Source organism: Pseudomonas sp. OTU5201 (assembly GCF_038440135.1).
Classification (GTDB): Bacteria; Pseudomonadota; Gammaproteobacteria; order Pseudomonadales; family Pseudomonadaceae; genus Metapseudomonas; species Metapseudomonas resinovorans.
The window spans coordinates 58,156-72,282 of sequence record NZ_JASATC010000003.1; the positions used below are offsets into that span (position 1 = coordinate 58,156).

11 protein-coding genes are annotated in these 14,127 nt (G+C 64.1%); 5 read left to right on the top strand and 6 right to left on the bottom strand.

Annotated features, from left to right (window positions below; genetic code table 11):
* The first annotated feature begins 67 nt into the window (after positions 1-67).
* From alr to AAHM40_RS02720, 3 genes are all read left to right on the top strand, one after another.
* Positions 68-1,135, top strand: a complete 1,068-nt coding sequence (gene alr / locus AAHM40_RS02710; protein ID WP_342243306.1) for an alanine racemase — start codon at positions 68-70, stop codon at positions 1,133-1,135.
* Positions 1,136-1,334: 199 nt separating this feature from the next.
* Positions 1,335-1,883 carry a cupin domain-containing protein gene (locus tag AAHM40_RS02715; RefSeq protein WP_028626878.1) on the top strand — a complete coding sequence of 183 codons (549 nt, stop codon included), beginning with the start codon at positions 1,335-1,337 and terminating at the stop codon, positions 1,881-1,883.
* A gap of 132 nt (positions 1,884-2,015) precedes the next feature.
* Positions 2,016-2,438, top strand: a complete 423-nt coding sequence (locus AAHM40_RS02720) for a c-type cytochrome (RefSeq protein WP_342243307.1) — start codon at positions 2,016-2,018, stop codon at positions 2,436-2,438.
* A gap of 84 nt (positions 2,439-2,522) precedes the next feature.
* Here AAHM40_RS02720 and AAHM40_RS02725 read toward each other — a convergent pair whose 3' ends face one another.
* Positions 2,523-3,095 (bottom strand): xanthine phosphoribosyltransferase, encoded by a 573-nt coding sequence (locus AAHM40_RS02725; RefSeq protein ID WP_342243308.1) that lies wholly within the window; start codon positions 3,093-3,095, stop codon positions 2,523-2,525.
* 45 nt (positions 3,096-3,140) lie between these two features.
* The gene (rep, locus tag AAHM40_RS02730; RefSeq protein ID WP_342243309.1) at positions 3,141-5,153 is read right to left on the bottom strand and encodes a DNA helicase Rep; all 2,013 of its coding nucleotides are present in this window, start codon (positions 5,151-5,153) and stop codon (positions 3,141-3,143) included.
* A gap of 278 nt (positions 5,154-5,431) precedes the next feature.
* On the opposite strand from rep, the gene AAHM40_RS02735 reads away from it, so the two are divergent.
* On the top strand, positions 5,432-7,084 hold the full coding sequence (locus AAHM40_RS02735) for a putative bifunctional diguanylate cyclase/phosphodiesterase (RefSeq protein WP_446731531.1): 1,653 nt from the start codon (positions 5,432-5,434) through the stop codon (positions 7,082-7,084).
* Between the two features lie 72 nt (positions 7,085-7,156).
* Here AAHM40_RS02735 and AAHM40_RS02740 read toward each other — a convergent pair whose 3' ends face one another.
* On the bottom strand, positions 7,157-8,548 hold the full coding sequence (locus tag AAHM40_RS02740) for a NorM family multidrug efflux MATE transporter (protein ID WP_342243311.1): 1,392 nt from the start codon (positions 8,546-8,548) through the stop codon (positions 7,157-7,159).
* A gap of 138 nt (positions 8,549-8,686) precedes the next feature.
* Between AAHM40_RS02740 and AAHM40_RS02745 the strand changes: the two genes are divergently transcribed.
* Positions 8,687-9,604, top strand: a complete 918-nt coding sequence (locus AAHM40_RS02745) for a LysR substrate-binding domain-containing protein (RefSeq protein WP_342243312.1) — start codon at positions 8,687-8,689, stop codon at positions 9,602-9,604.
* Here AAHM40_RS02745 and AAHM40_RS02750 read toward each other — a convergent pair.
* From AAHM40_RS02750 to AAHM40_RS02760, 3 genes are all read right to left on the bottom strand, one after another.
* A complete protein-coding gene (locus AAHM40_RS02750) occupies positions 9,601-10,401 on the bottom strand; it encodes a TlpA disulfide reductase family protein (RefSeq protein WP_342243313.1) in 801 nt (266 codons plus the stop codon). The two genes, AAHM40_RS02745 and AAHM40_RS02750, sit on opposite strands and share 4 nt — an antisense overlap.
* Positions 10,402-10,528: 127 nt before the next feature.
* Positions 10,529-12,505 (bottom strand): BCCT family transporter, encoded by a 1,977-nt coding sequence (locus AAHM40_RS02755; RefSeq protein ID WP_342243314.1) that lies wholly within the window; start codon positions 12,503-12,505, stop codon positions 10,529-10,531.
* Positions 12,506-12,617: 112 nt separating this feature from the next.
* Positions 12,618-14,114 (bottom strand): YifB family Mg chelatase-like AAA ATPase, encoded by a 1,497-nt coding sequence (locus AAHM40_RS02760; RefSeq protein ID WP_342243315.1) that lies wholly within the window; start codon positions 14,112-14,114, stop codon positions 12,618-12,620.
* Between the last annotated feature and the right edge of the window lie 13 nt (positions 14,115-14,127).

Sequence of the window (14,127 nt, forward strand, 5' to 3'; positions counted from 1 at the left end):
GTTTCTTGCTCAGCCCGGCGTTCGCGCCGGGTTTTTTCCACCCGATCAATTGGAAGAAGTCCTCGCCATGCGTCCCGCCCGTGCCCTGATCGACCTCGAAGCCCTTTGCCACAACTACCGCCTCGCCCGCGAAGTCAGCGGCGCCAAGGCGCTCGCCGTGGTCAAGGCCGACGCTTATGGGCATGGTGCGGTGCGCTGCGCCCAGGCTCTGGAATCCGAGGCCAATGGCTTTGCCGTGGCCTGCATCGAAGAGGCGCTGCAACTGCGCACGTCCGGCATCCGCAAGCCGATCCTGCTGCTGGAAGGCTTCTTCGAGGCTGATGAACTGGAGCTGATTCAGGAGCACGACTTCTGGACAGTGGTGCATTCCAACTGGCAGTTGGAGGCCATCGAGCGCGCTGCAGTGCGCAAGCCGCTGACCGTCTGGCTCAAGCTGGATTCGGGTATGCACCGCGTCGGCCTGCACCCTGCCGAGTACCGCGATGCCTGGCAGCGTCTTTCCACCAGCGGAAAGGTCGAGAAGATCGTGCTGATGAGCCACTTCGCCCGCGCGGATGAACTGGACTGCCCCAGCAGCATCGAGCAGGTTGCCGTCTTCGAACAGGCTCGTGCCGGCCTCGAAGCGGAGGTCAGCCTGCGCAACTCGCCCGCCGTCCTTGGCTGGCCGCAGGTACCGAGTGATTGGGTGCGTCCCGGCATCATGCTCTACGGCGCCACCCCCTTCGAGCAGCCGCATTCGCTGGCAGATAGCCTGAAGCCGGTGATGACCCTCGAATCGAAGATCATCAGCGTGCGCGAGCTGCCCGCCAGCCAGCCGGTTGGCTACGGTGCGAGGTTCGTCACCGAGCGCCCGACCCGTGTCGGCGTGGTCGCCATGGGATACGCCGACGGCTATCCGCGCCACGCGCCCACCGGCACTCCGGTGAGCATCGACGGCCAGCCGAGCCGACTGATCGGCCGGGTGTCCATGGACATGCTCACCGTCGACCTCACCGACCTGCCCAATGCCGGCCTTGGCAGCCGCGTCGAACTCTGGGGCAACGACGTTCTGGCCAGCGATGTGGCTGCCCATGCCGGAACGATTCCCTATCAGATCTTCTGCAATCTGCGCCGGGTGCCGCTCGTCTATAGCTGATCACTGGCGTAGATGGCGAGTGATCAGGAAAACGATCATTTCGCCGACGTTGTTTACTAGCTCATTGCTTTTACTGAGATTTTTCTTGGGACGGGGAAAGTTCGCGCAGTATTGACGGCCCGCGTGTTGTAAATACTGAACGCTGTTGCCATGATACGGCGACCGTGACTACCCCTGATCCCCAAGGAGGATCCCGCCATTGGACGTCGGTGTACGACTGCAAGCCATCCGTAAGCTGAAAGGCCTGTCCCAGCGTGAGCTTGCCAAGCGCGCGGGTGTCACCAACAGCACCATTTCCATGATCGAGAAAAACAGTGTCAGCCCCTCCATCAGTTCGCTGAAGAAGGTGCTGGGGGGGATTCCCATGTCGCTGGTGGAGTTCTTCTCCCTCGATCTTGAGCAGGAAAACCAAGTCCAGGTGGTTTATCGGGCTTCCGAACTCACCGATATCTGCAGCGGCGCCATCACCATGAAGCTGGTGGGCAAGGCCCATCCCAGCCGCGCCCTGGCTTTTCTCGACGAGACCTACCCGCCGGGGACTGATACCGGTGACGAGATGTACGCCCATGAAGGTGAAGAGGCCGGCATGCTGGTGGAAGGCCGTCTGGAACTGACCATCGGCAGCGAGGTGTACATCCTTGAGCCGGGCGACAGCTACTATTTTGAAAGCAGCAAACCGCACCGCTTCCGCAATCCGTTCGATGCTCCGGCACGCCTGATCAGCGCGACCACGCCGGCGAACTTCTGAATTCCATAACCGCCACGCCCATGTCCCTGCGACAAGTTGGGTTGTTTCAGCGTGGCGGACTAACCGTATATACTTGCGCCCGCTCGCGAAACCGTGGCCGCGGGCGAAACTAGCCACGATGAGGGTGTAAGGGTGAACCTAATCAAGAAGATGCTGGCGGCCCACGCTGCCGTATTGGCCCTGTGGGCTGTTAGCGCCCAGGCCGCGACCGACGACGCCGTTGCCGAGCGCATCAAGCCGGTAGGCGAGGTCTGCGTACAGGGTCAGGAATGCAAGGGCGTTGGCGCCGTGGCAGCCGCTGCTGGCGGCGGTGCACGTACGCCGGACGACATCATCGCCAAGTACTGTGGCGCTTGCCACACCGCTGGTGTGCTGGGCGCGCCGAAGATCGGCGATACCGCTGCCTGGAAAGAGCGTGCTGACCACCAGGGCGGCCTCGACGGCATCCTGGCCAAGGCCATCTCCGGTATCAACAGCATGCCGCCAAAGGGCACCTGTGCTGATTGCACCGATGATGAGCTGAAAGGCGCCATCAAGAAGATGTCCGGCCTGTAACTTCGCCGCCATCGATGAATGAAAAAGCCGCCCAAGGGCGGCTTTTTCATGCCTGTTCGCTGCGACCTGTTGTCGCAGCCAGTTTTAGTCAAGGAAGGTGACCTGGCCGTCGTTGAGCGAGGCCACCCGTGCCAGCGCCTCGACCCGGTAGCCCTCGCTTTCCAGCAGGCCACGGCCTTCCTGGAAGGATTTCTCGATGACGATGCCCAGCCCTGCGACGCTGGCGCCGGCCTGGCCGATCAGATCCAACAGGGCCTTGGCGGCATGGCCGTTGGCGAGAAAGTCATCAATCACCAATACGTGGTCGGCGGCGGTCAGGTGCTTGGCCGAGATGGCGATGGTGCTTTCGCTCTGCTTGGTGAAGGAGAACACCTTGGAAATGTAGAGGTTGTCCTTCAGGGTCAGCGACTGGTACTTGCGAGCGAAGATCACCGGCACGCCCAGTTCCAGGCCGGCCATCACGGCTGGCGCGATGCCGGAGGCTTCGATGGTGACGATCTTGGTGATGCCCTGGCCGCGGAAGCGTTCGGCGAACTCATGGCCCACCTGCTGCATCAGGCGCGGATCGATCTGGTGATTGAGGAAGGCGTCGACCTTCAGTACCTGGTCGGACAGTACGATGCCTTCTTCGCGAATCTTCTGTTTCAGCGCTTCCACGCCATTTCCCTCATGTATGGCCCGGTCTTCGCCGGGGTGCTTTAATTACGGCTTCTTCAGCATGGCACGAATGTCGGCCAGGGCGGTGTTGCCGCGCGCGGCCTTCACCTCCACGGGCGCATCGTCCATGCCTTCCCATTCCAGGTCTTCCTGAGGCAGTTCCTCGAGGAAGCGGCTGGGTGAGCAATCGATGATCTCGCCGTATTGCTTGCGTTTGGCGGCGAAGGTCATGGCCAGATTCTGCCGCGCGCGGGTGATGCCCACGTAGGCCAGGCGGCGTTCTTCCTCGATGGTGTCGGCTTCGATGCTGGAGCGGTGGGGGAGGATGTCTTCTTCCACGCCCATGATGAAGACGTAGGGGAACTCCAGGCCCTTGGAGGCGTGCAGGGTCATCATCTGCACGCCGTCGGCACCTTCCTCTTCCTCCTGCTGGCGTTCGAGCATGTCGCGCAGCACCAGCTTGGCAATGGCTTCCTCGATGGTCATGCCGCCTTCTTCATCGCGCTCCAGGGTGTTCTTCAGGGCGTCGACGAGGAACCAGACGTTGCCCATGCGAAAGTCAGCGACCTTGTCGCTGGACGCGTTCTGGCGGATCCAGTTCTCGTAGTCGATATCCATCACCATGCTGCGCAGGGCGGCGATGGGATCGTTCTGCGCGCACTGCTGGCGCACCCCGTCGATGAAGCGCTTGAATCGCTGCAGGCGGTCGGTGAAGCGGCTGTCCAGGTGTTCGGTCAGGCCCATTTCGTCGCTTGCGGCGAACATCGAGATGCCGCGCTCGGTGGCGTAGTTGCCGAGCTTCTCCAGGGTGGTGGAGCCGATCTCCCGGCGCGGCACGTTGATCACGCGCAGGAAGGCGTTGTCGTCGTCCGGGTTTACCAGCAGGCGGAAGTAGGACATCAGGTCCTTCACTTCCTGGCGCCCGAAGAAGCTGGTGCCGCCGGACAGCCGATACGGAATCTGGTGGTGCTGCAGCTTCAGCTCCATCAGCTTGGCCTGATGGTTGCCCCGGTAGAGGATGGCGAACTCGCTGTAGGGCCGCTGGGTGCGCAGGTGCAGGGTGAGAATTTCCATGGCGATGCGCTCGGCCTCGGCGTCCTCGTTGCGGCAGCGGATCACCCGGATTGGATCGCCCACACCCATCTCGCTCCACAGTTGCTTCTCGAACACGTGGGGGTTGTTGGCGATGAGGATGTTTGCGCACTTGAGGATGCGGCTGGTGGAGCGATAGTTCTGCTCCAGCATCACCACCTTCAGCGACGGGAAATCTTCCTTCAGCTGCATCAGGTTTTCCGGCCGCGCGCCGCGCCAGGCGTAGATCGACTGGTCGTCGTCACCCACCACGGTGAACTGTGCACGATGCTGCACCAGCAGCTTCACCAGCAGGTACTGGCTGGCGTTGGTGTCCTGGTATTCGTCCACCAGCATGTAGCGCACGCGGTTCTGCCACTTCTCCAGGATGTCCGGGTTGTCCTGGAACAGTTTCACCGGCAGCAGGATCAGGTCGTCGAAGTCCACTGCGTTGTACGCCTTGAGCGTGCGCTGGTAGTGCATATAGACGACGGCGGCGGTCTGTTCCTTCGGGTTGCGCGCCTTAGCCAGCGCTTCCTCGGGCAGGATCAGGTCGTTCTTCCAGTTGCCGATGTAGCCCTTGATTTCGTCGGCGCCATCATCCCCGGCATATTCCTTCTGCATGATGTCGGTCAGCAGCGCCTTGATATCCGACTCGTCGAAGATCGAGAACCCCGGCTTGAAGCCCAGGCGCGCGTGTTCCTTGCGGATGATGTTGAGGCCGAGGTTGTGGAAGGTGGAAACCGTAAGGCCCTTGCCCTCGCTGCCGCGCAGCAGGGTGCTGACGCGCTCCTTCATCTCGCGCGCCGCCTTGTTAGTGAAGGTCACCGCGACGATGTACTGCGCGCGGATCCCGCACTGCTGCACCAGGTAGGCGATCTTCCGGGTGATCACGCTGGTCTTGCCGGAGCCTGCGCCGGCGAGCACCAGGAGCGGACCACCGACGTAGTTCACGGCTTCCTGCTGCCGAGGGTTGAGTCGGGACATGCTGGGGCTGGATCAAGGCGAATGGCCGCGCATTCTAGCAGGCCGGCCGGGTTGTACCGAAGTACCTCTGGGCAACTGTGATACAAGCGCGATTGCTGGTGGGTTGAGCTTGGAAATTTCCGTGCAGCCAGTACGATGGTGCCGTCTTTGGCGGCGAATTGGCGAAGATCTCGTAGGGATGCGTGGTAAGAACGACGCCGATAACGGCGCAGTCTGGCGCGAAAGTGCCGCACTATCTGTGACCCCAGGGAGGTCATTTGTCCGCGCTCATTGAGCCCATGCGCATGCTCCTGCTGGCAGAAACGCCGGCCTGGGCTGAACTTTTTCGCGAACTGCTTTCCGCGATGGGTAGCGCATCCCCCCTGATTACCGCCGCTTCCTGGGACGTTGCCAGCAGCTTGGTGGGCGACCTTGGTTGTGCCCTGGTGCTTTGTACTCCGGCCCGGCTGCCGTCGGCCGGGCGTTGCCCACTGCCCATCATCTTGCTGCTGGAAGAAGAACCGGACGAAGCTCCCCAGGGCGTCAGTGACTGGCTGGTGCGCGAACACCTGAGTGCCGACACCCTTCGTCGCACCCTGCGTCATGTCCGCGAGCGACGTAACCTGCAGCACGCCCTGGAACGCCTGGCCGAGCAGGACCCGCTCACCGGAATCGCCAACCGCCAGGGCTTCCAGACCTTGCTGGCCGCGCGGCTGGTGGAGTACGACGGGCGCGGTCTGGCCCTCGGTCACCTGGATCTGGATAACTTCCGCCATGCCAACGACGCCCTCGGCTATCAGGCCGGTGACCGCCTGATCCTGCAAGTGGTCGCGCGGCTCAAGGCCCAGCTCCGCGCTGGCGACCAGGTAGCACGCCTGGGCAGCGACGAGTTTGCCCTGCTGCTGGATACCCGTCGCGACCCGGCTCGCGCCGAGCGAATTGCCGAGCGTATCGCCGAGGCCTTGGCTGAACCCTACCATGTAGACGGCGAGAGCTTGCTGCTCGGCTGCAGCCTGGGTATCGCCCATTCCCGAGCCAGCGAAGGAGCCGACCCGCTGATGTGGCACGCCCACATCGCCATGCAGCAGGCCAAGGCCGGCCAGGGCTGCACCTTCCATGTATTCGATGAGCGCATCAATCGCAGTGCCCGCAGCCGCGCCGACCTGGAAAGCGAGCTGCGCCGGGCGTTGCGCCGGGACGAACTGGAGCTGCACTACCAGCCACGGCTCTGCCTCAAGACCGGCAACATCCTGGGCCTGGAAGCCTTGGTGCGCTGGCGCCACAGCGAACGCGGCCTGCTCACGCCCAATGAGTTCGTGCCGCTGGCCGAAGAAAGCGGCCTGATCGTACCGCTGGGCTACTGGGTGATCTCCCGCGCCCTGCGCGATATGCAGTGGCTGCGCGGGCGCGGCCTGCCGCCGCTGCACATGGCGGTGAACCTGTCTTTCCGCCAGTTCCAGGACAGCCAGCTGCTTTCCACTTTGAGCCGGTTGATCCACGAACGCGGTGTCGATGCCCGCTGGCTGGAATTCGAGCTTACCGAAACCGCCGTGATGCGCCGCAGCGAACAGGTGCGCCAGACCATGGACGCCCTGGGGCGGTTGGGCGTGCGCTTTTCTCTGGACGACTTCGGCACCGGCTTCTCCTCCTTCGTCCACCTCAACAGCCTGCCCATTGCACTGCTGAAGATCGACAAGAGCTTCGTCGGCGGCATGCATGATCGTCCGGAGAATCGCCTGTTGGTGAAGGCCATGATCAACCTGGCGCAGAACCTCAAGCTGGAAGTCGTGGCCGAGGGCGTAGAAAACACCGAGCAACTGGCATTGCTGCGCCAATTCGGCTGCGACCAGGCCCAGGGCTACTGGATCAGTCGGCCGTTGCCCCTGGCCGAGCTGGCACGCTTTCTGGTGTTCGGTGCGCGCCAGGCGCTGTTTGCCAGCCAGGAGCCCTGAGCCGCTGTGTGTGCGAGTTCATTCGCGATTGAAGACTCGCAGGGTGGTGCTGACTCCCATACATAGGGTGGGTCACGAGCGGGCGCCGAGGGGCGCTGTAGATAACCCGTCCGGCCGCAGCAACCGTGCGGTCTTCCATTCGAAGCCCAGGGTCAGCCCCAGCGCAGCGCAGGCCAATCCCAGCGCCAGGCCCCACCAGACGCCGGTTGCGCCCCAGCCCAGGGGGAAGGCCAGCAGCCAGGCTGCCGGCGCGCCCACCAGCCAGTAGCAGCCGAGACCGACTAGAAAGGTGGTCTTGGCGTCCTTGAGGCCTCGGATCGCGCCCATGGCGATGGTCTGGATGCCATCGAACAGCTCGAACCAGGCGGCGACTGCCAACAGGCTCACAGCCAGTCGCACGATGTCCTGGTACTCGGCGGCGTGGCGGTCGAGGAACAGCCCCACCACCCATTCCGGTGCTACCCAGAACAGCACTGCGAACGCGAGCATGCAGCCGGCACCGAAACCGATCCCCAGGCGCCCGGCGCGGCGCGCCTCTTCCAGTCGGCCGGCGCCGTAGTGCTGGCCGATGCGGAAGGTCACTGCGTAGGAAATCCCCACTGGCACCATGAAGGCTACGTAAACCGACTGGATGGCGATCTGGTGCGCGGCGAGTTGGGTGCTGCCGAGGGCGCCCATGCACAGCGCGGCGAAGGCGAACAAACCGGATTCCACCGCATAGGTGCCGCCAATCGGCAGGCCCAGTCGCACCAGCTCGGTCAACGCCTCACGGGACGGTTTGGAAAGGCCCTTGAGCAGCGGGTAGGCCGCGTAGGCCGGATTACGCACGATATGCCAGGCAAGGAGCAGCGCCATGCTGTTCATCACCACTGCAGTTACCAGGCCGATGCCCGCGAGGCCCATGTTCGGCAGGCCGAACATGCCGTGGATCAGCGCGTAGTTGAGCAGGAAGTTGGCCAGGGCACCGCCGATACTGATGGCCATTACCGGGCCGGGGCGGCCGATGGCGCTGGTGAAACCACGCAGGGCCATGAAGCCAAGGTAGCCGGGCAAGGCGAAGGTCAGAGTGGAGAGGAACTGCATGGCGCCGTCCACGCTCTCTGGCGCCTGACCGACTGCGAGCAGGATGGGCTTGAGGTTCCACAGCAGCAGGCCCGCGCCCAGAGCCATGGCGAAGGCCAGCCAGAGGCCGCTCTGGGTCAGGCGGGTGGCGCCGGCCTTGTCGTCGGCGCCATGGCGGATGGCGACCAGGTTGCCCACGGCTGCGATCACGCCGACGCAGAAGATTGACACGAAGGAATAGCTGGCCGCGCCCAGGCCGCCACCGGCCAGTGCTTCGGGACCGAGCAGGCCCATCATCACGGTATCGGTAAAGACCATCAGCACGTGGGCCAACTGGGCCGCGATCAGCGGGCCAGCCAGGCGCAGGATGGCCATCAGTTCAGTGCGTAGGCTCTGCGGCATGAGTAAGGCTCACTGTTTAAAAGGGCCGGCCAATTCCTTTGGCCAGCGCGTCAACCAGCAATTCTCCGAGCCTTGAACCGGCAGCACAAAAGGAAAAAAATGATGCAATCCATGACTTTGACTCATAGGTAAAGGCATATGTCGCGTCGCCTGCCGCCGCTTTACGCCCTGCGTGCCTTCGAGGCCGCCGCTCGCCATGCTTCCTTCACCCGCGCCGCCGAGGAGCTGGCCATCACCCAGAGCGCGGTGAGTCGGCACATCCGCACCCTGGAAGATCATTTCGCCTGTCGATTGTTCGAACGCCAGGGGCGCAATCTGCAGCTCACCGAGCCGGCGCGCATGCTGCTGCCCGGCCTGCGGGATGGTTTCGATGCCCTGGAGCGCGCCTGCATCACGCTGCGCGTCGATGACGCAACCCTGCGCCTGAAAGCGCCATCGACGCTCACCATGCGCTGGTTGTTGCCGCGTATCAGCCGATTTCGCCACCTCAACGACGACATCGAGGTGCAACTGACCAGCGCCTGGATGGATGTGGACAAGGTGGATTTCCAGCACGAGCCCTTCGATTGCGCGGTGCTGCTCAGCAACGGCCAGTTCAGCCAGGACTGGGAGGTGACCCTGCTGTTTAGCGAGTGGCTGATCCCGGTCTGCGAGCCGGGCCAGGGGGCTGAACCCTGGAGCCTGGACCGACTGCAGCGCACTGAACTGCTGCACCCGACACCGGACCGTCGCGACTGGCGGCGCTGGTTGCAGCGCATGTCGCTCGACGAGCAGGTGTCGCTCAAGGGCGGGCAGGTGTTCGACACCCTGGAACTGGGCATAGTCGCCGCCGCGCGCGGCTATGGTGTGTCCATTGGCGATCTGGTGATGATCGCGGAAGACGTTGCCGAGGGGCGCATCGGCTTGCCCTGGCCCACGGCGGTGGCCAGTGGCGAGAGCTACTACCTGGTCTGGCCGCGCGCCCGCAGCGGCCAGGACCGCCTGCGGCGCTTGCGCGACTTTCTGCAGACGGAAGTGGCGACCATGCAGCTTCCGAAAGTGGAACTGCTGGGTTAGGGCAGCTGGCGTAGCCCGTGCTCGAGACTGGCGCTGGAAAGTTCGCCCATGTGGCTATGGTTCAGCCTTCCGTTGACGTCGTAGAAAAGGGTGGTGGGCAGGCCGAAGGAGCCAGTGGCCTGGCCCAGGCGATTACCGCTGTCGAGCACCACATCCCGAGGCGCCAGTCCCTGTTCGGTGAGGTAACGGGACACGGCCTTGGCGTGCTCACCCTGATTCACCAGCATGAAACGCACGTCAGGGTGCGCCTTCTGCGCGGCCACCAGTACCGGCATTTCGCGACGGCATGGTGGGCACCAGGTGGCCCAGAGGTTGATCACCAGGGGGCGGCCATCCAGTTCACGAAGTTCCACCGGGTTGCCCTGCAGGTCCATCAGGCTAAGTGCCGGTAGCTGGCGGCTGCGCTCCAGGGCTGAAACCAGCGCCTGGCCGCTGCCCCAGAGGCTGCCTCCCACCAGCACGGCAATGGCCAGCGACTGGCGCAGGACCGGTCTGCGCCAGGCGAGCACACCACCGACGAGGGTGGCGGCGAGCAGGCCCGGCCAAAAGAGGAAGCCACCGTCGCGGATATCCACAAGGCTCAGGGGCGCTGCGGCGTATTGCTCGAAGTACTGTCCGGCGAAGGCCAGTCGCGCCACCAGCAGGCCGCCGATCAGCATGGCGAACAGCGCACCCTCGGGATTGGTCTTGCGCTTGCGCCCGGCTACCCAGCCGGCTAGCAGCGCCGCGAAGAAACCAAGGTAGAGCAGCGCATGCTGCATGGGGATAGCGAGTGGGCCGAGGTTTAGGCTGGTCATGCCGGACTCCGTAAAACGGGGCGGCGAGTATCGCAGCCTGGCGCCCCTGGGGCTGCGTCAGGCTGTGGATAAATGTTTCCGCTGGCCTGCAGGGGCGAATGAGTCCGCCCCTGCAGTAACAGGGGCCTCAGCGGACGACGTGCAAGAAGTGCAGGTGCTTCTCGTACTGGTCGAGTAGATCGCCGATCACCTCGTCACGGCTCCAGCCCATCACGTCGTAGTCCTGCCCGCCTTCACGCAGGTACACCTCGGCGCGGAAGTACTTGCGTGAGTCGACGCTCTCCTCGCCATTGTCACGCGCGACGAAGCGCGGCAGAGGCAGGGCGCGGGGGCGCACCTCATAGCTGAAGTCCACCTCGGTGCCGTGGCCGACGTTCAGTTTGCAGCGCCCATCCTCGCCATTCTGTACCTCGACCCCGTAGCCCTGCTTGCGCAGCTCCTCGGACACGTCCTGACAGGCGGGGCGTACGACTTCCTCGATGAAGCGGGTGACATGGGTGCGGCGCGGGAACATCAGGATATTGCGCAGGCGTCGTTGCCAGCCACCCTGCTGGCGCTGGGCCGGGCGGGAGAGATTGAGTGCCTGGTAGCGGATTCCGCGTTTGGTGGCGTCCAGGCGCAGGGCCTTGAGCAAGCCCCAGGTAGCCGCCAGCAGCACCACGGCGAAGGGCAGGGCGCTGGCGATGGTTGCGGTCTGCAGGGCCTTGAGGCCGTCGGCCACCAGCAGCGCCATGGCCACCACGCCTGTCAGGATCGACCAGAACAGGCGCTGCCAGAGCGGCGTTACCTCGCGGCCGCCGGAGGCCAGCATGTCGACCACCAGGGCGCCGGAGTCGGCCGAGGTGACAAAGAACACCACCACCATGAGTACCGCAACGATGGACAACAGCGAAGCGAAGGGGAATTGCTCAAGGAAGGCGAAGAGCGCCAGCGAGCTGTCCCGGGCCACGGTGTCCAGCAGGCTGTGGACGCCGTCCTGCAGCACCATGTGAATGGCGGTGTCGCCGAACACCGTCATCCACAGCAACGTGAAGCCGGCTGGAACGAACAATACGCCGGAGACGAACTGGCGGATGGTGCGTCCGCGGGAGATGCGCGCGATGAACAGCCCGACGAAGGGCGACCAGGACAGCCACCAACCCCAGTAGAGCAAGGTCCAGCCGCCGATCCAGTCGCTCGATTCATAGGCGTACAGGTTGAAGGTCTTGCTGACGATCTCCGACAGGTAACCGCCGGTGTTCTGCACGAAGGTCTTCAGCAGGAACACGGTGGGCCCCAGCACCAGCACCACGGCCAGCAGGATCACAGCCAGCACCAGGTTGAGCTCGGAGAGGATCTTTATCCCCCGGTTCAGCCCGCTGGCTACCGACAGGGTGGCCAGAGCGCAGGTGCCGGCGATCAACCCCAGCTGTACCGGCACGCTGACCGGCAGGCCGAACAGATGGTTGAGGCCGCTGTTGATCTGCAGTACGCCATAGCCGAGGGAGGTGGCCACGCCGAACACGGTGCCGAGGATGGCGAAGATATCCACAGCGTGGCCGATGGGGCCGTATATGCGGTCGCCGATCAATGGGTAGAGCGCCGAACGCAGGGTCAGCGGCAGATCGTGGCGGAAGCAGAAAAACGCCAGGATCAGCGCGACGATGGCGTAGATCGCCCAGGCGTGCAGGCCCCAGTGAAAGAAGGTCAGCTTCATCGCCTCTTTGGCGGCGGCGACGGTGTTGGCATCGCCCACTGGCGGGTTGGCGTAATGCATCAGCGGTTCGGCAACGCCGAAGAACATCAGGCCGATGCCCATGCCCGCGGAGAACAACATGGCGAACCAGGAGCTGTTGCGGTACTCGGGGCGGCTGTGGTCGGGACCGAGCTTGATGTCGCCAAAGCGACTGACCGCGAGGAAGACCACGGTGATGAGGATCAGCGCCACGGTCAGGACGTAGAACCAGCTGGCATTGACGACGATCCAGTTCTGGATGTGGCCAAACAGGGTCTGGGCTTGTTCGCGGGCCAGGGTGCTGTAGAGCACCAGGGCAATGATGAGGAAGGCGGAGCCGAAAAAAACCGGCGGATTGAGGGTGGATTGCGAAGACGAACGTGCCTCCATTGAGCTAGCTCTCCTTTTAATCGGATGGCCGCCAAGGGCGGAAGGCGCAGCATTCTAGCAAAAATGATAGGTAAATTCTCTTATCTGCATTTTATCAATAGCTTTAATTGCTTCATGTCAGTGCCTCGGGCCGGTATTGCAGGGCCTCTCCGAGATGATGGCGGGCGATCTTCCCGGCCTGTTCCAGGTCGGCCAGGGTTCGCGCCACCTTGAGGATGCGGTGGGCGGCGCGCAGGGACAGGTTCAGGCGCTCGCAGGCGTCTTCAAGCCAGGCGCGGTCGGAGGCGTCCAGGGCGCAGTGCCGACGCAGGCCCTGCAGGTCGAGGAATGCGTTGGCGCAGCCCTGCCGCTGAAGCTGCAGGCGCCGTGCCCGAGCCACTTCGGACGCGGCTTCCGCACTGCCCGGGCCTACGCTGGTCGGTGGCTCCAGGCTGGTGGATTCGCGGGCGACGGTCAGGTGCAGATCGATTCGGTCGAGCAGGGGGCCGGACAGCTTGGCGCGGTAGCGCTGAATCTGCTCTGGGGTGCAGCGGCAGCGGCCACCGGGGTCGCCCAGATATCCACAGGGGCAGGGGTTCATCGCCGCCACCAGTTGGAAACGCGCCGGGAAGCGCACCTTGTCATGGGCACGGGCGATGACGATTTCGCCACTTTCCAGCGGCTCACGCAGAACTTCCAGCACCTTCCGGTCGAATTCTGGCAGCTCGTCAAGGAACAGCACCCCCTGATGCGCCAGGGTTATTTCCCCCGGTTTGGGTCGACTGCCGCCACCGACCAGCGCGGCGCCCGACGCACTGTGATGCGGTTGTCGAAAGGGTCGCTGTGGCCAGGATTGTAGAGGTGCGTGGCTGGCTACCGAATGGATGGCAGCCACTTCCAGCGCCTCCTGCTCTCCCAGGGGAGGCAACAGGCCGGGCAGGCGGCTGGCGAGCAGGGTCTTGCCGGTGCCCGGAGGCCCGCAGAAGAGCAGGTTGTGACTTCCGGCTGCGGCCACCAGCAGGGCGCGTTTGGCGGCTGCCTGGCCCTGGACATCGGCGAGGTCAGGGTAGGGCGGTCGCTCCTCCAGCAAGCCCCTGGGCTGATACGGGGCGAGCGGGGTATGGCCGGCGAAGTGCGCGGTAAGTTCCAGCAGGTGCGCGGCAGCGAGCACCTTGAGACCGCTGGCGAGGCTGGCTTCCTCCGCGTTCTCCTTGGGTACCACCAGGATCCGCCCGGCTGCACGAGCGGCCAGCGCGGCGGGCAGTACACCCTGAACTGGGCGCAGGGCCCCGGAGAGCGCCAGTTCTCCCAGGCACTCGACTTCTTCCAGGGCATTGGCCGGTAATTGGCCGCTGGCGGCGAGGACGCCGAGAGCGATGGCCAGGTCGAATCGGCCGCCATCCTTTGGTAGGTCAGCCGGGGCGAGGTTGAGGGTGATGCGGCGGGGCGGGAAGTCGAACCCGCTGTTCAGGATCGCGCTGCGCACACGATCCTTGCTTTCCTTTACGGCCGCTTCCGGCAGGCCCACCAGGGCCAGGGACGGCAGGCCGTTGGCGAGATGGGCTTCGACGGTCACGGCAGGGGCTTCGACGCCGACCTGCGCGCGGCTGTGGACGATGGCCAGGGACATTGATCACTCCTTG

Coding starts and splice junctions, on each gene's coding strand:
- alr (WP_342243306.1), top strand. CDS start 68: ATGCGTCCCGCCCGTGCCCTGATCGACCTCGAAGCCCTTTGCCACAAC.
- rep (WP_342243309.1), bottom strand. CDS start 5,153: ATGTCCCGACTCAACCCTCGGCAGCAGGAAGCCGTGAACTACGTCGGT.
- AAHM40_RS02735 (WP_446731531.1), top strand. CDS start 5,432: ATGCGCATGCTCCTGCTGGCAGAAACGCCGGCCTGGGCTGAACTTTTT.
- AAHM40_RS02740 (WP_342243311.1), bottom strand. CDS start 8,548: ATGCCGCAGAGCCTACGCACTGAACTGATGGCCATCCTGCGCCTGGCT.
- AAHM40_RS02745 (WP_342243312.1), top strand. CDS start 8,687: ATGTCGCGTCGCCTGCCGCCGCTTTACGCCCTGCGTGCCTTCGAGGCC.
- AAHM40_RS02750 (WP_342243313.1), bottom strand. CDS start 10,401: ATGACCAGCCTAAACCTCGGCCCACTCGCTATCCCCATGCAGCATGCG.
- AAHM40_RS02755 (WP_342243314.1), bottom strand. CDS start 12,505: ATGGAGGCACGTTCGTCTTCGCAATCCACCCTCAATCCGCCGGTTTTT.
- AAHM40_RS02760 (WP_342243315.1), bottom strand. CDS start 14,114: ATGTCCCTGGCCATCGTCCACAGCCGCGCGCAGGTCGGCGTCGAAGCC.